We start from the raw sequence: 22,466 nt of genomic DNA, 5'->3' as shown, positions 1-22,466 counted from the left end.
TTATCGTGATAAAATTATAGCGCAGCCCGAAAACGATGTCAAGGAATCAACCCTCTTAATTTCCTGTTGAGGCGGGGCATTTATTACGCAGGCCCGAGGGAAGTTACCATCATGGAAACGTTCAATCCGCCGCCCAAGCGCGATTCCGGCTGAATTCGAATGCTGGAGATCACGACGGCGGCGCCGGTGCGTTCGATCTCGTACAGGTAAGCCACCAGATTCTCGAGGGAAATGCCCTCCAGCCTCACCTCGACCATGTCCTCGACGAAGTTCTTGCTGAGCGTTTGCCGCGACGGCTTCATCGCTGCCAGATTATTCTTCAGGTTCAGCCGGCTGGCCGTCTGGTCGAGAAACGAAAAAAGCGTAAAATTGCGCGGCCGGTTCTGGACCCTCCTGTTTATCTTTTCCTTCTCCTTCAGTATCTGATCGTACTGCTGTTTGAGCACCTTGAGCTCCGCACTCTGCACGCGAGCCTGCTTGATACCCTCATCAAGCTTCCTTCGCTTCGCCAGAGCGGGGGAGATGACCGCTACCTGAATGATGATGATGGCGGCGATAGCGAGGCAAGCCGCGATTATCTTCTTTTCCCTCTTCTTCAACTCGATCATACCGCACCCCCTTGTAATTGGGCCGCGGCGGCGCGCCTCTGGATATCCGCCCTGATGCGGAACGTGATCTTGTTCGACTTCTCCGCTTTTGTGGCCGACTCGATCTTCACCTCGGCAAGCAGGGGAGAATTATCGAGTTTGCTCTTAAATATGTTGATGTCGTCGAATGAGCCGACTTCGCCGGTCATCCGCAACGTGTTGTCCGAAATCGAAAGGTCGTTTAACGTGACCGCCTGTCCTTCCGCAATGTTTACCGTTAGCTCGGAAAGTACATCCAGCGGCGCCACATAGCGGGACGAGTAATTTCTCAGCAACCTGAAATTTTCCTGCTCCTCCCGTATTTTCCGCTGCACGCTTTCCGGTGATTTAACATCTGGCAGCGTATCTGCAAACGTCTTCACCATCTCCTGATTGAGATATTCCAGTTGGCGCTCGTTATAGCTGTTGGACGTCCACACGTTTATCAGCCACGCGACCAGGGCGATAATGAGGATTCCCGTGCTGAACAGCAGGTTCGGCTTTACGCGCGAAAGGAGGGACGCCGGCGCGTATTCTTCGCGCCGGAAATTGATTTTGTTGCCGCCGGTTCCCAGTCCAGCGTGCGCAAGGGCGATCGCAAGCTGAAATTCCTCTGAGCCGGCCAGCAGATACGGGGGAATCTCGGCGACGGAATTCTCATTGAAAAGAACGACTTTTACGGGGATATCCGGCAGCTTCTTCTGCAACAGACTCCTGAAGTTTTCCGCGTTTGCTCCGCTGACACAGACGACTCCGATTTCGCTGTTCGCCGCCTCCGCGGCCGGATACGTAAACAGGGAGCGCTGTATTTCCTTGAGCATTTTCTGCTCGGCCTGTTCATCGGACAACGAAATTCCTTCCAGCGTGCGAAAACCGAGAAGCCGCTGTCCCCTGAAAAATCCGAGAAACGTGTTCTCGTACCCCAGGCGCAGCAGGACGGTGAGCTTGTCATCCGAGAAGTCGAACGGGTTCAGATAAAAGTCGCTCAGCGCCAGAATGTCGACCGTGACGATTTGAGGGTCGATCTGGGCGCTCTTCATAATATTCAGGCGTTCGGCCAAAATCTCTTTTGTGACCGCCATCGCGAGAACTTCGGTCCCTTCGCCCGTCTTTCGGATGGGGATGAAATCCGTAATCACCTGCTCGACGGGATATGGTATCTGCGGCTCCATCTGGAATTTCAGCGTTTGCCTGATTTTTCCCTCATCCGCGATCGGACTGATCAGTATCCTGTTGATTGTAAAGGCCGCCGGCAGCGAAACGACGCACGTATCCCCGTTCAATTCGTTTTCGGCAAAGGCCTCCCGAATCACGGTTCCAAAAAGCTTTTTGCCCTCTTCATCCGTGACCTCGGGAACCTGCTTTTCTATGAGTTCAAGGATTTTCGTGCGCCCGCCGTGCCGGGAGGCGACAGCCATCTTTATCGAGTCGGGCCTGATGTCTATGCCGATGCTTCTGGTTTCGAACATCATCTTTCCACTTTCCAATACGCAGTTTCCAACTGCAAATAGTTTTCACTTGTTTCCAGCCCCTGCGGCATCGAGCGCTTCAGGAGCGTTTTGATTTTCAACGTCCGCACCGGGTCTCCCTCGGCGGGAACTGTGCCGGTGGCAGTGATGAGGAAATATGAGCTGCCGGTCGCAAATTTCCTGGCAGGATCAATATCGGGCAGCCGTGCCGTCAGATCGGCGGCGGTCTCAAACGGATCATCCTGGCGCGAGTCGAAAGCTGACGACCCTGCGGCTTCGCTTTTGAGAACGGCGGATAAAACCACCTCGTCGGCCGTATTTATGTTCACCAGGCCCTTCGGATCCCCAAATACCGTCACGTATGCGGCGAGACCCGGATTTTCATCATCGCCAAAAAGAATCTCTTCGTCAAACCCCTTGATCAGCAAGAGTTCCTCGACGCTGTCCAGCGGGCCGTTCTTGCAATATCGCGGCGGATCGAGCGACTGATAATAAGAATCTTCCGCGCCCAGCGGCTCCTCCTGATCATTTTCGTCAATCCAATCGACGATGCAGTCCACCAGGCCCGGATCGAGATCAAGAAGCTCGAACAGGTACTTCATGTTCTCAACCATTTCGATGTTCTTGCTTTCGATGGCTGTTTCCGAGAGAGTGCCTTTGATGAGGCGGTTCAAATTCAGCTTGGACATTTCATCGGTAATTTTCGTTTTCGCAGATGAAGCCGGTGTTGTGAAATCGATTTCTTCCGCCCACTCTTCCTCCAGCGTATCAACGCGGATGCTCTTGTCCATGTCGTTCTTCAGATCGTTCAGAAGAAGAGCTTTTGCCGTTTCGATTCCTCCGCGCGCCGCCGCTTGCGCCTGAAGATCATCCACCAAATTGCCGGACAGAGTAGCATACACGCGGATCAGATAGTTGAATTCCAGTACCACAACGGTGAGGATGATCGTGACCAGCAGCGTCAGCAACAAAGCCATTCCACGTTCGCCGAGCGCGTACATGTGCGGGTAATTTTTATTATTCATTATGAAGTATTTGCGCATCTGCTGTCAACCCGGTCGGCCTCGGTGATGCCGGCTCATACCGTCAAAAGATATCGCTCATCATTCCTGCGTCTCGAGTGTCGACGACCCCTGGTCGCCCTCCGCTCCTTCGTCGGCAGGCGGATTGATCTCCTCTTCTTCCTGGTCTTCCAGAATATCTTCCTCCTGCTCTTCCTGTTCCTCGTCCTCGAGTTCCTCGAAGGCGGTCTCGGGCTCTTCAAGCACGGAATTCACCGGAATGCGGGCGATTGTGGAGAACGGGAAAAGCTCGCCGTTTGAATCGGCGATCTCGAGGGTAACCTTGACGGCTGCAGGCAGTGCGGTCTCATCTTCATAAACCCATTCCGGCAGCCATTCAGTTCCATCAAAATACTCAAACCTCAGCGAATGAACGTTCATGGTCCATTGGAAGACGCCTCCGCCATCCTCGGTTTCCGTCAGCAGGGGCGCCACCGTGCATTGAAGAGCATAGGGGTTGTTTTCGTCGACGGCATAAGGCAGATCCTCCACATCCTGTTCCGCCGGCCCATATGTGACATGCGCGATCTCCCCGGCCAGCATACGGGCTGAAAAACGGGAATTCGTCGTGAACAGCTCGAGCGAATCCACGGGGGTGTCCTCGTTCTCGGACGGAGTCCCCATAAAGATCGACTGCTCTGTCTCCTCCGTTTCCACCGTTTCTCCCGTTTCCGCAGATGTCTCCGAGCCAAGCCGGCCGCCGAATGGAACGTAGGCGGACGCCGTGTTTTGAGTGATGTCGTTGAGGAGGAAGTTGGCTTTGTGATAAATTACGGCGCGTTCCTGCTGCTCTTCGGCATTGGTGATGGTGTAGAAGAACGTGCCGAAGACGATGCCGAAGATCATTGCCAGAATCGTGACCGCAAGAAGGACTTCCATCAGCGTGAATCCGCTGTTTCGGGTTCCGGTTCTCACTCGACAGCCTCCTTCGAGAAGGCCGTATGCAGCTCGAATGTGCGTTCCGCTGAGGAAACCGTTATTTTCAAGTTTTTCAGATTTTCCACCTTCGTTTCCTCGACGAAAATCTCCCAGTTGAGCTCCGGATATTCGGGACCGAAATCGCCCGAATCATTGTTAAGCGAATCATACGGAGTCGTGAAGGCCTCCTCCATTTTTTGCCTCGCGAGCGTCGCCTCCAGCGTCTGCTCCTGGTTTTTGTGAGCGAGGTTGAGGCTCATCAGGTGCGTCCCGAGAAGCGTGACGAGAACAGCCGCAATAATAGCGACGGAAACCATCACTTCCAGCAAGGTGAATCCACTCTGTGACTGGCTTCTATTCATCAGATTTCGTCGGTCGAGGCGACAAGGGTGGGCATGCCCGTTATGCCGTCGTACTGCACAGAGAGCGTGTCGCCGTCCTCATTTACCAGCGTCACCGTCGCGGGACTCGCGACGCCCAATGGAGTAAACTCTATATAACGCGGTTTTGAGGAGGCAAGGGCTGTATCGTCTCCAACGCTCATCGAGGAGAAATGAACGCCCTGCGGCAATTTCTGGGGGGCGAACAGCGGCTCGGAAGGGGCGGCAACTTCATCCTCCGTCCCCGATTCCTCGTAGTGCAGCAGTTCGAACTGAGTCCCGAGAGTCAGCCCGATCGCGCCACCCGAATCCTCTTTCTCCGTCTCTTTTACTTGCACAACCCAGTATGTTTCCTCCATGGGATCGAGGTAGAGTCGGTACCTTTTATTCTTTGCAACCGACTCGCCGTACGCGAGGGTTATTGTGCCTGAGAGCGTCCGCGCCGCGCCTTTCAGGCGGCGGCTCGGAACAAAGGGGTCCAGCCTCGGCAGAACAATAACCGCCATGATGCTGATAATGGCGATGACCACCACCAGCTCGATGAGGGTGAATCCCTTTTTCCCCGCGCGGTTATTCAATGTTCCAGCTCTCGATATCGCGGCTCTCGTTTTCGCCGCCATCCACGCCGTCGGCTCCGAGGGAACGGATCTCATAGTCGAAACCGTGCTGGCCGGGCGACTCATAGATGTATTCATTTCCCCACGGATCATTCGGTATTGCCGACGTCTCCAGGTATCCTCCCTGTTTATACCGCTCTGGAATTCGGCCGGTCGAGGGCTGGCTTACCAGCGCCTGCAGACCTTGCTCGGTCGACGGATAAAATCCACAGTCCAACCGAAACAGTTTCAGCCCCGTCTCAAAACTTCTGATTTGCGCTTTTGCGGCGGTTATCTTCGCATCCTCTGTTCTGTTAATGAGCTTTGGCGCAATATAGGCGGCGAGGATGCCGATAATAACGATCACGACCATCAACTCGATCAGGGTGAAGCCGCGGTCCCCCCGCTTTTTCCTTTTCGTATCCATTGAATCCTCTCCTTAATGGACGATCTGATTAATATCGAATATCGGCAGCAGGATAGCCAGAACGATAAAACCGACAATGGTTGCCATAATTACAATCATCAGCGGCTCGAGAAGCGAAACCAGTCCCAACAGCGTGGTATCGACTTCGTCGTCGTACGTATCGGCCACTTTCATCAGCATCTCCTCGAGCTGGCCGCTCCGCTCGCCGAGCGCAACCATGTGGATGACGACCGGCGGAAAGACGGCGCTTCTGCGCAGTGAGGCCGCAAGGTCCTCCCCCTTGCGAACATTTTCCTGCGCTTGCCCGATCGCTTTCGCGATGATTCGATTGTTAACGATGCTTTTCACTATCTCCATGGAATCGATCAGATTCACGCCGCTCTGGGTAAGCGTTCCCAGCGTGCGCGCAAACCGGGCGACTGCCAGCTTGCGGTTCAGTTTGCCGAAAATGGGAAGCGCGAGCTTCAGCTTATCCCACGCCGTTCCCCCCGTCTCGGTTTTCAGGTAGCGGTTGAGCACAATGACCGCCACCGCCGCCAGCACGACCATGACCAACCAGTACGAGCGCATGAAGGCGGAGATGTTAATGAGGATGACCGTCGGCGTCGGAAGCGCGCGGTTGATCTGGAAAAAGATCTTGGTGATTGTGGGAATGATGTACGTCAGCAGAAAGAACAGGACGCCAAATCCGACCACTGTCATCAGCGCGGGATACAGCATGGCCGATATGATTTTGCGGCGGAGCGTCAGTTGCTTCTCCATGTATTCGGCCAGCCGGAAAAGGACCACTTCGAGCGCGCCCGACGATTCGCCGGCTTTTACCATGTTCACGTACAACTGCGGAAAGTAACGCCGGTGCTGGCCCAGAGCGGCCGACAAGGCGGCGCCTTCGCTGATGGTCTCCTTTATCTGGTAAACTATCTTCTTCAGCGCCTTATTATCCACCTGGTCGAGCACGGCGTTGAGCGCGTCGACCAAGGGCATTCCCGCCTGCAGTAGTACGGCCAATTGCCGGGTCATCAAAGCGATATCAGGTGCTTTCACACGGGTGAAGAATTCGCCCAGGTTGATTTCGCGCGCCGGCTTCGCCGTTTGCGACGCAGTTTCGCCGATCTCCACCGGCAGCAGTTCCATCTCGCGAAGTTTTGCGCGGGCCGCCTGCGCCGTCTCGGCGTCAAGCACGCCCTTTACCTTCTTGCTCTGGGCGGTGATGGCTACGTATTCAAAAACCGGCATAGTCTCTTGTTCTTGCAGATGGCAGCGTTATACAATGTCTTCCCGGGTGATTCGAAGGACTTCCTCAATAGTGGTGATGCCCGCGATCGCCTTTCGCGCCCCGTCCTCGCGAAGAGTGGTCATCGCATTCTTGAGGATCGCCTGTCGCTTGATCGTATTCGAGTCCACGTTCTCGAGAATGAGGCTCTGGATGTTCTCGCGCACCAGAAGCAATTCGAAGATGCCGGTGCGCCCGCGATAGCCTCTGCCCACGCAGTTGGCGCATCCGCCGCCGCGCCACAAGAATCCGTCGTGAAGGCGCTCCCTCTTGATTCCGATGTTCTCCAGTTCCAGATCGTCCGGCTGATAGGGCGTCTTACAGCTCGGGCAAATCGTGCGCACCAGGCGCTGCGCGAGCACCGCAATGACCGAAGAGGAAACGAGGAACGGCTCGATTCCCATGTTCAGCAAGCGCGTGATTGCGCCCGCGGCATCGTTGGTATGCAATGTGCTGAAAACGAGATGGCCCGTAAGCGAGGCCTGGATGGCCATCTCGGCCGTTTCCACATCCCGAATCTCGCCCACCAGAATGATGTCCGGATCCTGCCGCAGGATCGAGCGCAGCCCGTTCGCGAAGGTCAGGTCGATTTTCGGCTTGACCTGTATCTGTGCGATGCCTTCCATCATGTATTCGATCGGGTCTTCGACGGTAATGATGTTTTTTTCCATTGAGTTCAGCCGATTCAAGGCCGCATATTGCGTCGTCGTCTTGCCGCTGCCGGTGGGACCGGTCGTCAGGATGATGCCGTGCGAACATTCGAGCAGCCGCGCGTACTGGCTCAGATCCTCCGTGCTGTACCCCAGCTCCTCGAGGGTGAGCAGGTACGTTCCCTTATCCAGCAAACGCATCACCACGCGCTCGCCGTAAGCGGTCGGCACAATCGAGACGCGAATGTCCATCTCGCGCCCGCTCAGCCGTATCTTGATGCGGCCATCCTGCGGAAGACGCCGCTCGGCAATATTCAGATTGGCCATGATCTTGATGCGCGAAACAATGGCGGCGTGATAGGAGCGAGGAGGGCTGAGGATCGGGTACAGGACACCGTCAATCCTGTAGCGAACGCGCAGGTCCTTCTCGTACGGCTCGATATGGATGTCGCTCGCCCGTTCTTTGGACGCCTGCGAAATGATAACGTTCACCAGTTTTATGATCGGCGCTTCATTTGCCAGATCGAGCAGGTCGCGCCGCTCCTCGAACGGCTCGGCGGTCAGAAGCCCCATTTCCTCTTCTTCAATATCCATGATCACCTGAGCCGCCGAATGGTTCTGCAAATCGAAATAATGATTGATGATCCGCTCGATTTCAAGGGAAGGGCAGATCATCATCGTGGTCCGCATCCCGAGCAAGAGCTTCAGGTCGTCCACCGGAGCGGAATTGAACGGGTCGTGCACCGCCACCAGACATTCCCCGTTCTCTTCACAGATCGGCACCACCTTGTTCTCCTTTATGAAAGAGAGTGGTACCTTCGAGAGAATGTTCGGATTGACCTGCACGTCGATCTTGCTGCGGTAAGGGATATCAAGCAGTTCCCCGACAGCCTGCAGATACTCTTCCTCTGACAGGTATCCCTTTTCGAGGACGGCATCATAAAGAGGAATATTCTTTTCCTCCTGCAGTTGCGCGACCTCGGCAAGCTGGTCACGGGAAAGGGCTCCGTTCTGAACGAGAAAACGTCCGATGGTTTTTGTAGCGGCAGTGGTAGTCATCTTAAATCAGCCTCACGCGAAGGCGCCAACATATGGGCGCGTTTCAAGACAGGTTCTTGCGCCCTGCATATCCATCGATGCGCAGGGCTTGGATGCTGCGGTTGTCATTTCGGCCCCGACTCCTCGAGGGGACCGGTAAAGATTGCACTTTCGCCCAGCGTGGCGCCGTCCTGGAACGTCGGACAGGCTTCAAGCTTCTCCTGCAACAGGTCGGTCGCCTGCATCCTTCTCTCGAGCGTGAGCTCGGCGGCCTCGGCAACGCTGGTTACGATGCTGGGCGTAATGAAGATCAGCAGGTTCATCTTTCTTTGCTGAACGCTGGTGCTCTTGAACAGCCATCCGAGAAAGGGAATATCTCCTAAGAAAGGAACTTTGCTGACCGTAACACTATCATCGTCCTGCATCAGACCCCCAAGAACGAGTGTGTTTCGGTCTTTGACCAGGACGGTGGTATTCGCCTCCCTCTTCAACTCGGTCAGCGCTTCTCCGGTGGACGAGGATACCTCCTGCAGAACCGCATCGTTCACTTCCTGCGTGATCTCGAGACGCACCATGCGATCCGGACTTATATGCGGCGTAATTTCGAGGATGATCCCAACGTCGCGATACTCGAAAGCTTCGTTTACCGCCGATGCGCCGGCCGAGACTACGTCGCTTACCCGCTGAGTGATAAAAGGAACGCTCTGGGAAACGTTTATGGTTGCTTTCTGATTGTCCAGTGTCAAGATATGCGGCGCCGAGAGAACATTAAAATCGTTGTTGCTCTGGGATGCGTTCGCCTCAATAAATGCGCGCAAGAAGTCCTCGTCGATATTCAGATAACCGATATTGATTCCGGCCGGCTGCGTCGGCAGAACGAGAGTGTCGCCCGCCAACGCCCCCGCTATGCTCGCGCCGAGCGAATCGGCGTTGGACAACTCTCCAACGCTTCCGAACGTGACGTGTTCGTCGTCCGGACTCGCAACCAGCCATCGGATGCCGAGGTCGCGCGTGAAATCCAGGCTGACCTCCGCAATCAGTGTCTCCACAAGCACCTGAGGGCGCAAAATATCGAGTTCATCGATAACGGCCGCTATCACGGCGTAATCCTGCGGTGAAGCGGTTATGATGAGGGAGTTGGTCGTCTTATCCGCAACGATGGAGACTTCCTTGTAGAACGTGCGGATTCCGGTTACCGCAGTCGCGCCCGGCGCGCCGCCGGGTGCGGCCGGCGCTGTTTGCCCGGCCAAATTGGTAAGCACTGCGGCGACGTCTTCGGCCAAGGCATTCTTCAGGCGGTAGACGTGAATGTTGTTCGCCTCGATCGGCGTCGGCTTATCGAGCTCGCGCACAAGGAAGCGCACTTGCTCGGTGTCAAATTCATTGGCGACAACTATTAACGAGTTCGTTCTCAGGTCCGGAATGATCTTGATTTGCGAGGCGGTGGCAGCCACTACCTGTTGCGCCGGAATCCGCCGGCGCGTGCGCGGAGCCGTAACTGCGCCAGGCGCTCCGGCCATGCCGGCGGGAGCGGCTTCGAGCGCCTGCAATATCTCCTGCGTCAGCACGTCCGCCTGGGCATTCATGAGAGGGAGGATCGTAATGGTCTGCTCGAATCCGGGGACATCGACCTCTTCAATGATCTGTATGAGGCGCTTGATGTTGGCGGCTGTATCCGTAATGATAATGGTATTCGTATTTGGGTAAGCAGTAATATTGGCGTCGCGGGAAATGAGCGGAGTAATCACGCTCACGATCGCTTGCGCATCCGAATACTTTATTGGGATTAGCTGGGTGATAACCTTATCCACTTCGGATACGTCCCTGGACTCTCGACCCGAGTGGACGGGGATGCTTTTCTGAGTGGCGGTCCGGCTGGGGACCACCTTGTAAATGTTTCCGATGCGCACAAGCGAAAATCCGTTCATTTCGAGGATTGACAGAAATACGCCGAACGCCTCGTCTCTTTCCACTCGTTTCGGCGCGATGACCGTTACCGTCCCCTTCACCGCAGGATCGATGATAAAGTTCTCGCCTGTGACCCTGCTCATCACGTCGATGACTTCGAGGATGGAAGCGTTATCGAAATTGATGGAGATCTGATTATTCGTTTCTCGTGTGGCGGGCGACGGAGGCGCTTGGGGCGGTTGTGCGAAAGTCCCTGTTTGAAGAAGGGCGGAATATCCCACAACGATCGCTGTTAATACAGCAAGATAGCGTTTTCCCATTCGTTGGTTTCCTCTTTAGAGACTGCTTGTCCGGCTGAAACAAAATGTGTCAGCGGATCTTGTACACAAGCGTTCGATGCCGGCCGTCACGCTCGACAACCACGCGAATCTCGGGCGCGCTCTGAAGCCGCTCGCTCTGACCCATAAGGTCATCGACTGAGTTTACCCGTATCCCATTTACGCTTTTCACAATGTCGCCCGGCTGCAGACCCGATTGACCGAGAAGCGGGTCGGAGCCAACCTGATCGATCTTCATTCCCGCCGGCTGGTTATCCACCACATTGGGCGAAGTGTGCACCTGACCGGCAAGCTGCCCGATGTTGCTGCCAATGGTCTCCAGCATCTTTGCGCGGTTCACATATCGAAGGTTTTCATTCACTACCCGGATGGGGACATCTGAAGAGGCCGATTCAAGACCAGAGGGAAATTGCGGTCGGGACGCTCCAAACAGATTCGGTCCCGGCCTCCCCCCCTCTTTGTCCGAGAACGACATCGCCAGCACTTCGCGCCGGCCGGCTCGAGCGATAACTACTTCATTTTCACGCACTTCCTCAAGCCGGGCATCGTTCATGATGGAGTCGCCGACGCCGTATGTGTTCTCGACGCGACCTTTCTTGTCCCGGATTATGGCAAAGCTTGATTGCGGGGTTGCCGCGGCAACACACCCGAGCAGCTCGAGCTCGAGCGTCGTTTCCGGCAGGCGCTCCTCAACGACCTTCTTGACGCTCACGTTTGAAGAGGACAGTGCTCCAAAGAGGTTGCTTTTTCGCAGGGCGGCGTATTGTTCGTATGATTTGATTTTTGAAAATTCCATTTCCGGCTGGTTCGACTGTGGAAGGGCAAGCGGAGCCGGTTCGGAAATCGGGGCTGCAAACAAGAATTGGGCTCCTCTTACCAAAAAAAATACGACGACAGCCGTCAATGTCAGATCGACGGCCCAGAAAATGGTTCTCAGATGTTGTATGCGAATCGGCACAAACTACCCCCCGAATTTTGTTTGATTAATTATACTCTGTGCCAAAGCTAAAGTCAATTTAGACGGCACCTTCGGAAGCCGAAGAAACGGGCGCAACTATTAATTTTACCCTCCCGCCGCCAAAGGAATAAAATACGGCCCCTCCGGGATTACTGCCACGCGTGCTTTCTGCCCGGCATCCGCCAGAGCAAGATGCATACCAGTTCCGACCGAATTGATTTGAGTCGCTCCGCTGAGATCAATCTCCTCCTCGGAAAGCCCCTCCGAATAAAGATAGATCCTCGCTCTCCTCAGTACCTTTACCAGCATCTCCACTTCCCACTGGTCTATATGAAAATGGGCGGGTTCGGCGATATATTCAATAAATCGATCATGATCTCCCACCTGCTTCAGTAGTTCGAGGCCTTCTCGAAATTCAACACTGCCAAGACCATGAGAACATTCGGCGGCCAGGATAATACTGCCGCCTGGCGCCAGAATATCCAGTGCGCCCACCAGCCCTTTAACCGCTTGATAATATGTCGCATCGAGCGGATAACCCGCCGCGGTTGTGACGACAATGTCGTATAATCCGGTTCCCGGCTCAGTCGAGTAACAGGCCGCAAAATCGCATGCCTTCAGATGCGAGAGCGCCAGATCGCCGGTAAAAACATCTGCGATCTTGCGGCTCGAATCCAACACCACGTTCACACACATATCCGCCCCCGCAGCGGCCGCTATTTCCAGCAGTTCAGTCTGCAGGGGGTTGCTTTTCAGCTCGCAGTTGCGCGCGCCGGTCTGTTCGAGCATGGCCGGCCCGTGAAGCGTCCGGATTGCATCAACAGAAGTCAATCCGACCGCGATCGATTTCCGGCCGCCGGAATATCCCGCCATGAAATGGGGCTCGACCAGCCCAACCACTATTTTCAGGTCGCTTTCAAGATAGAACTCGTTGATATCAATCGGCGTTCCGCTGGAGGTGTAGCCGATTCGCCGAATCCGAGTGCGCTCGCGCGCGTCGTGGGTTATGATTCGATAACGCCTTAATATTTCCTCTCCCAGTATCTCCACCAGTTCATCGGGTGTCGGCGCACGATGGATGCCGGTCGCGATTAAAAGAGAGACCTTCTCCGGCGACATGCCCGCCTCTTGCAGCTTATCAATGAGGGGGGGCAGCACCTCTCGGTTGGGCACGGGCCGGGTGGCGTCAGACACCACAATGCATGCGTCTTTTCTTCCTTTGACCAACTCCCGAAGCGGAGGAGCGCCAATAGGATCGTCCAGCGACTGCCTGATATGAGCGGCGGGTTCTTTGACGATCGGCATGTCCTTTGTCCGAAATATCTTGCATTTCAATCCGACCGGTAACTCCAGCTCGAGTTCATTTCGCCCATACTTCAAATCTAATCTCATGTGACTCCACCATTCTGAATGACAAATATACCATCGGCCATTATATAGCGCCAGTGGGGGCAAGGTTCAAACCCGCCCGCATATGTTCCAATTGCGTACAAAGGGCGCCCGAAGGCAAAGCGTGGGGGCGAGCTTGAAAACCAGCCCCGCGCAATCGCTTTCAATCTCAAAAAAGCTTCTTTGTACCTCAGATGAGGCATGGCACACCATCCGAACGAATAGGCGATTCCTTCTATCTCCTCAAATTTAATTGCCCTATAGGTTAACAACGGCGCCGGGGCTCTTCCGCAGAGTCTCGAGCAGCTGCCGGTGTATCACAAGAGCAGATATGTCCTTCCACACACATAGTTGCGAATCTTCTCGTCTTGAAAAGCAGTTCTCGCGAAGGCTCGTCAAGTTGAATATTGGGCCGCACATATGCTATTGTAATAGGTCTGCGTAGTTTAATGTTCTGCGACATCGATAGCTGAAATGTGTGTATTTCCACCGAGTCTTGAGTGGCAAGAAAATTGCCAGTGACGCAGGAGGAGGAGACCCCATGAGGAAAATCACCATGGTCGGGGCAGGAAACGTGGGCGCGACGGCCGTGCAGCATATCGCCCAGAAAGAACTGTGCGAACAGCTCGTCATGATTGATGTTGTGGAGGGCCTCCCTCAGGGAAAGGGCCTGGATATGTGGGAATCGGCTCCGCTGCTCGGGTCGGATACACGGGTCGAGGGCAGCAACAAGATGGAGTCAATGAAGGACTCGGACCTGGTGATCATCACCGCCGGCCTTGCCCGAAAGCCTGGCATGTCGCGTTCGGACCTGCTCGACAAGAATGCGGAAATCGTCCGCAACATTGTCGAGAACATCGTCCGATATGCGCCCGAAGCGATCATCATTCTGGTGACAAATCCGCTCGATGTGGTCACATACCTCGCCTACCGCGTTTCCGGCTTCAACAGGTCTCGCGTTTTCGGAATGGCAGGCGTCCTCGATTCCGCTCGATTGCGAAGTTTTGTCGCGATGGAACTAGGCGTCAGCATAAAAGATACGCAGGCGCTGGTGCTCGGCGGTCACGGTGATTCAATGTTGCCTCTTCCGCGCTATACGACGGTCGCGGGTGTTCCCATCACAGAACTGATGGACGGGGCAACTATTGCGCGGCTGGTGGATCGAACCCGCAAAGCCGGCGGCGAGATCGTCAATCTGCTGAAAGCCGGCAGCGCCTACTACTCTCCCGGCGCTTCCGTCGCCGAAATGGTCGAGTCCGTAGCCAGGAACAAGAAGCGGCTGCTTCCATGCGCCGCCGTTCTTGAAGGGGAATATGGCCTGAAAGACATTTGCGCCGGCGTGCCGGTTCTGCTCGGACAGAATGGAATCGAGAAGATCATTGAAATATCTCTGGAACCTCCCGAAGCCGAGGCCATGAAAAAATCCGCCGAGGAAGTGAGGAAGGACATCCAGCGGCTGAAGTTTTAAAATATGGAAAGATGCCGCCCTACAAGGGCGATCATAGACCTTGGAGCGCTCAGACATAATGTGGCGCAAATCCGAAGCCGTGCAGGACAAACCGTTTCAGTCCTGGCGGTGGTGAAGGCCGATGCCTATGGACATGGCGCCGTCGAGGTCGCCCGCACATGCGCGGCGGCCGGCGCATCAATGCTCGGGGTGGCTTTGGTCGAGGAGGGTGCAAGTCTTCGGCTGGCAGGCCTTCGCCTTCCCATCCTGGTGCAATGCTGCGTGCATCCGGATGAAATCGAGTTCGCTCTCAGAAATGACCTCACTGTGACGGCGCCTTCTCTGGAGTTTGTGCAACAGGTTTCCGCGGCGGCCGCACGGCTGGGGTGCGTGGCTCCTGTCCACATCGACATCGATACCGGGATGGGCCGGATCGGTTTTGCGGCAAGCAGGGCCGTTGAAGAGATCGTCGAGCTGGTGCGGCTCCCGAACCTGCGCATCGAGGGCGTATACACGCACTTCGCGACGTCCGAGATCGAAGACGATCCGGGCACGCTCGCCCAATTGGATCTGTTCCGGAAGATAGCAAAGGAACTCGCGTCGCGCGGCATCAAGCCCGGGTACGTACATGCCGCCAATAGCGGAGCAATCCTGAACTGCCCTCAGGCGCATCTTAATCTGGTCAGGCCGGGCCTGATCTTGTATGGTGTATATCCCGGCCAGAATTTGAAGCAAAAGCTGGATGTATGGCCCGTTCTCGCTCTGGAGACGGCGGTTACCTTTCTCAAATCGGCCTGTGCCGGCGCCACTTTCGGATACGGGCGCACGTTCACCGCTTCAGGCGAGATGAAGGTCGCGACGCTGAATGTCGGCTATGCCGACGGCTATCCGTGGCGCCTTTCCAATAAAGCCTCTGTCCTCATCCGCGGAAAGCGGGCGGCGGTGGTTGGCAGGGTGAGCATGGATCAGGTTCTGATCGACGTCACTCAGGTTCCGAGCGTCGGGATTGGTGAAAGAGTGGTGCTCTTGGGGCGCGACGGCGAAGATCGGATTACGGCCGAGAACCTGGCGGAATGGGCTGGCACCATCCCATACGAGATTCTCTGCGGCATCAGCAAACGGGTTCCGCGGATGTACGTGGGAGAGTGCGAGACGTCGTGAACGCGCTAGACGGTTTCCCGAAAAAGATGCAAAATTATAAAAGTGAACGAGCCGCGCCCGCGGCTGGAGGGAGGAGCGTACGGCGCTTGCGGTGTCTATGAATGTCAAGGGTTTTGAAAAAGCTACTGAATCAATCGAGGCGCTGGAGCGAAACATCTCGTCGGTCATCTTCGGGAAACAAAAAGCCGTGCGGCTGGCGCTTTCGGCGTTGCTGGCGAAGGGTCATCTTCTCATCGAGGATGTGCCCGGAATCGGGAAAACCACGCTTGCCCGCGCCATTGCGAAGTCCATCGACTGCGCATTCCAGCGCATTCAATTTACAAGCGATCTTCTGCCTTCCGACATTATCGGCGTCACCATCTATAATCAGCACACGCATCAATTCGAATTCAAGTCGGGACCGATATTCTCGAACGTGATCCTCGCGGACGAAATCAACCGCACGACGCCCAAAACGCAGAGCTGCCTGCTCGAGGCGATGAACGACCTGCAGGTGTCGGTCGACGGGATCACCTATCACCTGCCCGAGCCGTTCCTGGTGCTGGCCACGCAGAACCCGATCGAGTTTCACGGCACCTATCCGCTTCCCGAGTCCCAGCTCGACCGCTTCATGCTGAAGATCCGGATGGGATATCCGCCGGGCGAAGATGAGCGCAAAATGGTGACCGGCCAGAAAATCACCGCGCCGATCGATGAGCTTCAGCCCGTGATCCATGCGAAGGACGTGTGCGTGATGCAGAACATGGCGACCGAAGTCGCGGTCGAGAGCCGGCTTGTCGATTACCTGATGGAAATCGTTGACGCAACGCGTCATTCTCCCGCAATTGAATTCGGCGTCAGCCCCCGCGGCGCGATGAGCTTTTATCGGGCCGCGCAGGCGCATGCCTTTGTTTCCGGGCGCGATTATTGCATCCCGGATGACATAAAGGAACTGGCGATTCCCTGTCTTTCCCATCGCATCATTCCCGCGACGCGCCTTGAGGTCGATGGGCCGCGCACTGAAATCGCCGAACGCGCCGTCCTCGAAGTAATCAACCGCATCCCGGTTCCGCTCTGAAGTGAGGGAACTGACGATGATGCACCCAGCGAAACAGAATAAAGCCCGCGTCTTCAGTACGATGTCGGGTGAGACCATCGTTTTCCTCGTATTATTCTTCTCGATCGCGCTCGCCGGATTCAACAGCGGAAACAACCTGCTTTATTTGGTATCGGGTGTCATGCTCGCCGGCATCCTCGTTTCGGCGGCGGCCGGTTATCTCAACCTTGCTCGCGTATCGGTCTCCCGCCGTCTTCCCCCTTATGTCTTCTCGGATCAGGCGTGCAGGATGATCCTCGAGGTCACGAACCGGAAAAAGCGGTTTCATTCTTACGGTGTCAAAATTGTCGACGGTTCCGCCCAGGAACGGGCGGTCTTTGTTCCCTTCGTGAGAAAGAATGAGAAATATACCACCGAAATCAAGCTTCAGTTCGGCCGCAGGGGCCTCTACCGTTTCGACTCGATCATCATCAGCTCGCGCTTCCCGTGGGGATTGTTCGATCTAAAACGAAAAAAGAGCGGACAGCAGGATCTCATCGTATATCCCGCCATCTATGAGATTCGCCGCATAATCAGCGGCTCGAGCCGCATCCGCGACGAATTCCCTCAATTCACGAAAGGTCCCGGCAGCGGCCTGTATGGCGTGCGCGAATATCGCCACGGCGAGGACATCTCGAATATCTCGTGGAAGCTGTCGGCGAAAATGGATAAGCTGATTGTGCGCGAAACCGAGGCCGAGGAAAGACGAAGGGTCTGCATCGTTTTCGATAACGTCCTTGACGATTTCTCCGAGGCTGGATTGGAAAGCTTCGAGCGGACTGTAAGCGCGGCCGCCTCGGTTATCTGGTATCTCTGCCGCAACGGGTACGTCGTGAAACTGGTGACGCGCGACAGGATCATTCCGTACGGCGGCGGCAGTGAACAGATGCACAAGATGCTGATCGTGCTGGCGCTCATCGAACCCGTTAGTCCGGAAGATACCGGATATACGCCGGACAAGAGGCTCCTCGAGGGCGGGACCGGAGTCCTCGTGAGGAACTCGCGCGCGAAGCAGGCTCCGCGGCCGGCGGATAAGGATTTTGCGGTGATCATTTCTGAGGCAGCGGGGGGGATTTCCCGATGAATATCCGACTGCACCTGAAAATCTGCGCATACCTGCTCGCGCTGATCGGATTGTGGTCGGTGACATACACCGATTATTTCTCCATCGTCTGGCCGTCGGCGTCTACTCTCCTTGTGCTCGCAGGATGGTTTTATGAAGGCCCGCGAAGACACCAGACCGCCTATCGCCGCATGTGGATGGTCATCGGTCTTCTCATGCTGCTGTCATTCCCGGTGAATATGGTCTACACGCGCTCGCTGCTGTTGCCGGCGGTGCATCTCTCGATTTTCGCGCAGGCGTATTCGCTGCTGAACGTGAAAAACGAAAGGGCCTACCGCCGGATCCTCACGATCAGTTTCGCGCAAATTCTCGCATCCACCAATCTCACTACCGACCTGCGGTTCGGCGTCCTGATCAGCGCCTATTGCCTCGCCGCAACATATTTCGTTCTCCTGATGTTTATTCTGACCGGAATACAGAAGGGAGGGGCATCCGACGGGCGCGCGCCGGGTAAAGAGGCGATTCCGCAGGGGCTGTTCCTGTTTTCGGTTGTGCTGGCGGCCGCACTGATCCCTTTGACGCTTACGTTCTTCTACAGCATGCCGCGGCTGCGCTACGCCTTGATCGCGCGGAACAACCCGATCGATTCGCTCAACCAGATGCGGGTCGCTCGCCAGCGAACCGGCTTCACCAAGATCGTCGAGCTCGGAACCTACGGGCGCGTGCAGGAAGACCAGACGCTCGCGCTGCGGGTCGAAGTTCCCGCTGCGCAGGGGCGCCCGCTCGAGACGCGCATGAGATGGCGAGGCGGCGCGTTGAATATCTATGACGGCGTCGCCTGGAGCTCGAGCCGCGACCATTTCCGCTATTTCAACGGCAGGAAGTGGAACGTCACCAATAAGAACATGGGCTCGATCTTCCCGCGGATGAATAGCCAATTCATCGCAGACGATGATTATGCCCTGGATCGGATTGAACAATTGGATGCGTCGCCCGAGCTGCTCAAGCAGGTTTTCTATCTGGAAATCCCGTTCTCAGAGAGCCTGTTCGCAGCCGGTGACATCAAGGTGATCCAGGGACCCTTCAGGTACGGCGTCGCCCGTGACTTCAATTCCTCGTTTTACATCAATAACAGGCAGGCGCTTCCCGACCTTATCAGCTACACCGTCTATTCCTCGGCGGATCAGCCGACAGCCGAACAGCTCGGAAACGTCTCCTGGGAAGACCTCCAGACATTCACCCAGTCGGGGAGATACGGCAACTACATCCGCAGATCATTCCTGCAACTGCCGCCAAGTTTAAACCCTCAGGTCAGACAGTTGGCCGAAGATGTCACCAGGAATTACAGCAAGCCATATGATAAAATCGTCGCTCTCCGGAGATTTCTCGAAACCAATTACACCTACAGCCTCGATCTGCAAAAACCGCTCAACGACGATCCCCTTTATGATTTTCTTTTTATCAGCAAGAGCGGACACTGCGAATATTTCGCGACTGCGATGACTATCATGTGCCGCGCTGTCGGCATTCCCGCGCGTCTGGCACGCGGATTTCAGCAAGGGGCATGGAATGAGGCCGGCAGCTTTTATGAAGTGCGCCAGAAGGACAGCCACGCATGGGTCGAAGTGCTCTTCCCGCAATATGGCTGGGCGGAATTCGATCCGTCACCGCGCGCAGTCGCCGACGATTACTTTGAAAGCCGCCGCTCGGTGATGGCGAAAATGATGTCGAAACAACTGCTGAGGATGCGGATTTTCTGGCGGCAGAACGTCATCGGGTACAATGAGGCAAGGCGGATGCGCCTCCTCGGCGAGGCCGCCGAGTTCACTCGAAACCTGCCTCGGCTATTGGCTCAACTGATCGGTCACGGTGGGAAGGCGGTTCGAAACCTCAGCGGAATGACGCTCTTTTCCCTCATTCTTGTGCTGGCAATGTCGCTGGTGCTCTTCCGCATTCTCAGGAAGTTCGGACACAAGATCCCGCCGCGCCTTCGCTTCCTGACGTCGTTGAGCCGGAACGGCAATGGCGCCGCCTTCTACGGCAAAATGCTGAAACTGCTCGAGAAAAGAAAAATCGTGAAACCGCTGCACCTGACGCCGTTCGAATTCCTCGAGCTGCCGGCCTTGCGCGAGCACCCGAGGCATTCGGATATCGAAACGCTCACTTCGTTGTACTACCGTACCCGCTATGGAGGCCGCGCGCTCGTCGATGAGGAAATCGCCGCTGTTCACGACATCCTCGCCGGTTTGAGACACGCCAATGGACACACCTCCACCGCACCGCGCAACGGCGGATCGTGACCTATCAGACTCGCTGCTCGATAACCTCCTTGGCTACTTTCAGCGCTTCAATGGCGGCAGGAAATCCGCCGTAGATAGCCATCTGCACGATCACTTCGCCGATCTCCTCCTTTGTAGCCCCCGCCTGGAGCGCATAGATGATATGCCCCCGCAGTTGTTCGGGCCTGTACAGCACGCTCAGCGCCGCAATCGCGCACAATTGGCGCGTTTTCCAGGGGATGACGCTGCGCGAATAGAGCTTGCCCAGGATAAACCCGCCGATATCCGCGGCAAGTTCCGGATCAAAATACGTCATCAACTCCTGCAGGTTGGCCACCCGCTGCTCGGTCATTCGCTCGGTCGCCGTCTTTCGCACCACATCATCGAGGTTCTCTTGCATGAGTGCTCCTCTTTTGTAAAATAGAGTTTCGTGAAGAGGGGAATTACTTTGGCCAGAACTGTGCGAATGAATTCGCACCTACCGGTTGAACGTGTTTCCCTCCGGTAGGGCCGAATGAATTCGGCCCAGGCGATGGGGACTGTCCCAAGAATTACGGGCCGCGTCTTTTAGGCCGTAGATTCGGGGCTGTCCCCATCGCAAGAACCAGCCCCTCATCGTCGTACAATCTTACTGTCCGCGCCTGCACATCATACCGCCGGCCCGAAATCTTTTCCCAACAGCAGGCGCGAGATAATGAGCTTCTGTATCTGCGGGGTGCCGTCGCCGATCTGCCAGCCGATGACGTCGCGCAGGCGCTGCTCGATCGGGAACTCGTCGGTGTACCCGTAATGTCCATGCAGCAGCAGGCATTCATGGATAACTTCGACGCACGTTTTCGGCGCCCACCACTTCGCCATTGCACCTTCGAGCGCGCACGCCAGCCCATTTTGCCGCTTCCAGAGAATCTTGTAACACAGAAGACGGGCCATTTCGAGCAGCGTTGCCGCCTCGGCTATCGGGAAGGCAACTCCCTGAAATCTGCCGATGGGAAGGCCGAACGCCTGCTTCTCCTTGACGTACCGGATGGTTTCATCGAGCGTTTGCGCGGCCGCCCCGAGACACATCAACCCGATGAATGCGCGGTTGATGTCGAGGTACTTCATGATCATCTTGAATGCGTTCCCCTCGGACCCAACCATCGCGGCGGCCGGAACGCGAGCGTCCGTCATGAACAGTTGCCCGCGCGGCACCGCTTTACAGCCCATATCGTTATACTCAGAGAAAGTGAGACCCTCGGTCTCGCGCGGCACCAGAAACGCGCTGATGCCGCGATAACCCGTCGATTCAGACCCGGTGCGCGCGAAAACGTAGAAAACATCGGCGTTCACGAAGCTGACGGAGTTTTTTTCGCCGTTCAACACGTATTCGTCCCCGTCGCGTCGCGCGCTCGAGCGCATCGATGCCAGGTCCGAGCCGGCATTGGGCTCGGTCAGACACAGCCCGATCACCTTCTCGCCCGCCATCAGTCCGGGAAACCAGCGCTCCTTCAGCTCTTCGGAAGCCTCGGCAAGAAAGAAGTTCAGGATGAACGGGCTCAGACTCGGCAGAACACAGTTGAAGTCGCCGCGTCCGATCTCCTCGGCGACGATTCCGGCCGCAATCAGATCGGGATGTTCCGCGGCCTTCCGCCAGTTGTTGCCATACGGATTCACGAGCGCAAGCGTTTTCCTGATTTGCTCGTGCGGGTATTGCCTGGTCTTATCCCAGCAGCCGTAATGCGGCAGCAACTCGTTGAGCGAAAACTGCCTCAGCATCTTCCTCAGTAATTCCTGCTCTTCCGTGAATGAGAAATCCAGCATGACGTTCTCCCGCGGGGAAAACCCCCCGTTTGCCGTTATTCCATCAGTCGTTGCAGGATCGACGTGTCCCAGTAGCCGCGGTAATAGCATATCTTGCCGGCGCGCGCCCGGAAGAAGGCGGCGCCTGAAAATTCGAGCGGTTTCCCGCCAAAGTCGACGCCGCTCCTGACCTTCCACTCGACTGCGGCGTGCTCGCCTTCGGAAATGAGGTTGGTGAACTCCCACGCGACCTGGAGCGCGCGGTTCTCGCCCGCAAGCTGTTGGAGGTAGTTCCTCAGCGCCTCTTTTCCCTCGAACGGCGGAAAGCGCGGATCGGTGTAGACGACGTCTTGAGAAAAGAGGTCGAGTGTCTCCGGCTCGTCCGCCGCAAAATTATTGTATGCGTCCCGGAGCTTTTCGGCCAAAGCGGCTGCGGTCGGTTCCATGGAGGGCCCCCCTTGTTATGCGGTTTTCATGAGGAAAAGTGTGTATCATCTAATCCGAAATGAGAGGCGCCTGTCAAGCCGGCGCGCTCCCAGCGATTCCGCAAACCGGGTGGGGAATTCCCACATAAGTTCTTGAGTTGCCTTAAGTAATCCCACCAGCAGATTTCTTGAGCAAAGTCGCGATC

20 protein-coding genes are annotated in these 22,466 nt (G+C 56.0%); 5 read left to right on the top strand and 15 right to left on the bottom strand.

The annotated features are described in order from the left end of the window. Nucleotides 1–83: 83 nt before the first annotated feature. The 12 genes from C4520_02735 to larA form a co-directional block, all read right to left on the bottom strand. A complete protein-coding gene (locus tag C4520_02735) occupies nt 84–608 on the bottom strand; it encodes a hypothetical protein (GenBank protein RJP25177.1) in 525 nt (174 codons plus the stop codon). Next, on the bottom strand, nt 605–2,098 hold the full coding sequence (locus C4520_02730) for a hypothetical protein (GenBank protein ID RJP25176.1): 1,494 nt from the start codon (nt 2,096–2,098) through the stop codon (nt 605–607). Before C4520_02730 ends, C4520_02735 begins: the two co-directional genes overlap by 4 nt. Further along, complete coding sequence (locus tag C4520_02725; GenBank protein RJP25175.1) at nt 2,095–3,138, bottom strand: general secretion pathway protein GspK; 1,044 nt, start codon at nt 3,136–3,138, stop codon at nt 2,095–2,097. The genes C4520_02730 and C4520_02725 overlap by 4 nt, the downstream gene beginning before the upstream one ends. 60 nt (nt 3,139–3,198) lie before the next feature. Further along, nucleotides 3,199–4,071 (bottom strand): prepilin-type N-terminal cleavage/methylation domain-containing protein, encoded by an 873-nt coding sequence (locus C4520_02720; GenBank protein ID RJP25174.1) that lies wholly within the window; start codon nt 4,069–4,071, stop codon nt 3,199–3,201. Further along, the gene (locus C4520_02715) at nt 4,068–4,436 is read right to left on the bottom strand and encodes a prepilin-type N-terminal cleavage/methylation domain-containing protein (protein RJP25173.1); all 369 of its coding nucleotides are present in this window, start codon (nt 4,434–4,436) and stop codon (nt 4,068–4,070) included. Before C4520_02715 ends, C4520_02720 begins: the two co-directional genes overlap by 4 nt. Further along, on the bottom strand, nt 4,436–5,074 hold the full coding sequence (locus C4520_02710) for a prepilin-type N-terminal cleavage/methylation domain-containing protein (GenBank protein ID RJP25172.1): 639 nt from the start codon (nt 5,072–5,074) through the stop codon (nt 4,436–4,438). Before C4520_02710 ends, C4520_02715 begins: the two co-directional genes overlap by 1 nt. After that, a complete protein-coding gene (gene gspG / locus C4520_02705) occupies nt 5,025–5,477 on the bottom strand; it encodes a type II secretion system protein GspG (GenBank protein RJP25171.1) in 453 nt (150 codons plus the stop codon). The genes C4520_02710 and gspG overlap by 50 nt, the downstream gene beginning before the upstream one ends. A gap of 12 nt (nt 5,478–5,489) precedes the next feature. Beyond that, on the bottom strand, nt 5,490–6,713 hold the full coding sequence (gene gspF / locus C4520_02700; protein RJP25170.1) for a type II secretion system protein GspF: 1,224 nt from the start codon (nt 6,711–6,713) through the stop codon (nt 5,490–5,492). Between the two features lie 27 nt (nt 6,714–6,740). Further along, nucleotides 6,741–8,459 (bottom strand): type II secretion system protein GspE, encoded by a 1,719-nt coding sequence (gspE, locus tag C4520_02695; GenBank protein ID RJP25169.1) that lies wholly within the window; start codon nt 8,457–8,459, stop codon nt 6,741–6,743. Between the two features lie 104 nt (nt 8,460–8,563). Continuing rightward, nucleotides 8,564–10,666 (bottom strand): type II secretion system protein GspD, encoded by a 2,103-nt coding sequence (gene gspD / locus C4520_02690; GenBank protein RJP25168.1) that lies wholly within the window; start codon nt 10,664–10,666, stop codon nt 8,564–8,566. Between the two features lie 49 nt (nt 10,667–10,715). Next, entirely contained in the window at nt 10,716–11,642 is a 927-nt protein-coding gene (locus tag C4520_02685; protein ID RJP25167.1) for a PDZ domain-containing protein, read from the bottom strand. A 105-nt stretch (nt 11,643–11,747) separates the two neighbouring features. Next, nucleotides 11,748–13,034, bottom strand: a complete 1,287-nt coding sequence (gene larA / locus C4520_02680) for a nickel-dependent lactate racemase (protein RJP25166.1) — start codon at nt 13,032–13,034, stop codon at nt 11,748–11,750. A gap of 538 nt (nt 13,035–13,572) precedes the next feature. Here larA and mdh point away from each other — a divergent pair. The 5 genes from mdh to C4520_02655 all read left to right on the top strand — a co-directional run bounded on the left by mdh (nt 13,573) and on the right by C4520_02655 (nt 20,077). Continuing rightward, nucleotides 13,573–14,499 carry a malate dehydrogenase gene (mdh, locus tag C4520_02675; protein RJP25165.1) on the top strand — a complete coding sequence of 309 codons (927 nt, stop codon included), beginning with the start codon at nt 13,573–13,575 and terminating at the stop codon, nt 14,497–14,499. 3 nt (nt 14,500–14,502) lie between these two features. After that, nucleotides 14,503–15,639 carry an alanine racemase gene (gene alr / locus C4520_02670; protein RJP25164.1) on the top strand — a complete coding sequence of 379 codons (1,137 nt, stop codon included), beginning with the start codon at nt 14,503–14,505 and terminating at the stop codon, nt 15,637–15,639. A 97-nt stretch (nt 15,640–15,736) separates the two neighbouring features. After that, nucleotides 15,737–16,696 carry a MoxR family ATPase gene (locus C4520_02665; GenBank protein ID RJP25163.1) on the top strand — a complete coding sequence of 320 codons (960 nt, stop codon included), beginning with the start codon at nt 15,737–15,739 and terminating at the stop codon, nt 16,694–16,696. A 16-nt stretch (nt 16,697–16,712) separates the two neighbouring features. Further along, complete coding sequence (locus C4520_02660) at nt 16,713–17,798, top strand: DUF58 domain-containing protein (protein ID RJP25162.1); 1,086 nt, start codon at nt 16,713–16,715, stop codon at nt 17,796–17,798. Then, entirely contained in the window at nt 17,795–20,077 is a 2,283-nt protein-coding gene (locus C4520_02655; GenBank protein RJP25161.1) for a DUF3488 domain-containing protein, read from the top strand. The genes C4520_02660 and C4520_02655 overlap by 4 nt, the downstream gene beginning before the upstream one ends. A 4-nt stretch (nt 20,078–20,081) precedes the next feature. Here C4520_02655 and C4520_02650 read toward each other — a convergent pair whose 3' ends face one another. From C4520_02650 to C4520_02640, 3 genes are all read right to left on the bottom strand, one after another. Further along, complete coding sequence (locus C4520_02650) at nt 20,082–20,456, bottom strand: carboxymuconolactone decarboxylase family protein (protein RJP25160.1); 375 nt, start codon at nt 20,454–20,456, stop codon at nt 20,082–20,084. 248 nt (nt 20,457–20,704) lie between these two features. Then, nucleotides 20,705–22,033: a cyclohexanecarboxyl-CoA dehydrogenase gene (locus tag C4520_02645; GenBank protein ID RJP25159.1), complete on the bottom strand. Its 1,329-nt coding sequence runs from the start codon at nt 22,031–22,033 to the stop codon at nt 20,705–20,707. Continuing rightward, a complete protein-coding gene (locus C4520_02640; protein ID RJP25158.1) occupies nt 21,892–22,281 on the bottom strand; it encodes a nuclear transport factor 2 family protein in 390 nt (129 codons plus the stop codon). The genes C4520_02645 and C4520_02640 overlap by 142 nt, the downstream gene beginning before the upstream one ends. Nucleotides 22,282–22,466 lie beyond the last annotated feature (185 nt).

Source organism: Candidatus Abyssobacteria bacterium SURF_5, from assembly GCA_003598085.1.
Taxonomy (GTDB): domain Bacteria; phylum Abyssobacteria; class SURF-5; order SURF-5; family SURF-5; genus SURF-5.
The sequence above is the reverse complement of the archived record's forward strand: the minus strand, read 5'-3'. Positions and strand labels throughout refer to the sequence as shown.

Excerpts from the sequence above, each read along its gene's own strand:
- C4520_02735 (RJP25177.1), bottom strand. The coding sequence starts at position 608 with ATGATCGAGTTGAAGAAGAGGGAAAAGAAGATAATCGCGGCTTGCCTC.
- C4520_02665 (RJP25163.1), top strand. The coding sequence starts at position 15,737 with ATGAATGTCAAGGGTTTTGAAAAAGCTACTGAATCAATCGAGGCGCTG.
- alr (RJP25164.1), top strand. The coding sequence starts at position 14,503 with ATGGAAAGATGCCGCCCTACAAGGGCGATCATAGACCTTGGAGCGCTC.
- C4520_02715 (RJP25173.1), bottom strand. The coding sequence starts at position 4,436 with ATGAATAGAAGCCAGTCACAGAGTGGATTCACCTTGCTGGAAGTGATG.
- C4520_02650 (RJP25160.1), bottom strand. The coding sequence starts at position 20,456 with ATGCAAGAGAACCTCGATGATGTGGTGCGAAAGACGGCGACCGAGCGA.
- C4520_02655 (RJP25161.1), top strand. The coding sequence starts at position 17,795 with ATGAATATCCGACTGCACCTGAAAATCTGCGCATACCTGCTCGCGCTG.
- gspD (RJP25168.1), bottom strand. The coding sequence starts at position 10,666 with ATGGGAAAACGCTATCTTGCTGTATTAACAGCGATCGTTGTGGGATAT.
- C4520_02660 (RJP25162.1), top strand. The coding sequence starts at position 16,713 with ATGATGCACCCAGCGAAACAGAATAAAGCCCGCGTCTTCAGTACGATG.
- mdh (RJP25165.1), top strand. The coding sequence starts at position 13,573 with ATGAGGAAAATCACCATGGTCGGGGCAGGAAACGTGGGCGCGACGGCC.
- gspF (RJP25170.1), bottom strand. The coding sequence starts at position 6,713 with ATGCCGGTTTTTGAATACGTAGCCATCACCGCCCAGAGCAAGAAGGTA.
- C4520_02725 (RJP25175.1), bottom strand. The coding sequence starts at position 3,138 with ATGCGCAAATACTTCATAATGAATAATAAAAATTACCCGCACATGTAC.
- C4520_02730 (RJP25176.1), bottom strand. The coding sequence starts at position 2,098 with ATGATGTTCGAAACCAGAAGCATCGGCATAGACATCAGGCCCGACTCG.
- gspG (RJP25171.1), bottom strand. The coding sequence starts at position 5,477 with ATGGATACGAAAAGGAAAAAGCGGGGGGACCGCGGCTTCACCCTGATC.
- gspE (RJP25169.1), bottom strand. The coding sequence starts at position 8,459 with ATGACTACCACTGCCGCTACAAAAACCATCGGACGTTTTCTCGTTCAG.
- C4520_02710 (RJP25172.1), bottom strand. The coding sequence starts at position 5,074 with ATGGCGGCGAAAACGAGAGCCGCGATATCGAGAGCTGGAACATTGAAT.
- larA (RJP25166.1), bottom strand. The coding sequence starts at position 13,034 with ATGAGATTAGATTTGAAGTATGGGCGAAATGAACTCGAGCTGGAGTTA.
- C4520_02640 (RJP25158.1), bottom strand. The coding sequence starts at position 22,281 with ATGGAACCGACCGCAGCCGCTTTGGCCGAAAAGCTCCGGGACGCATAC.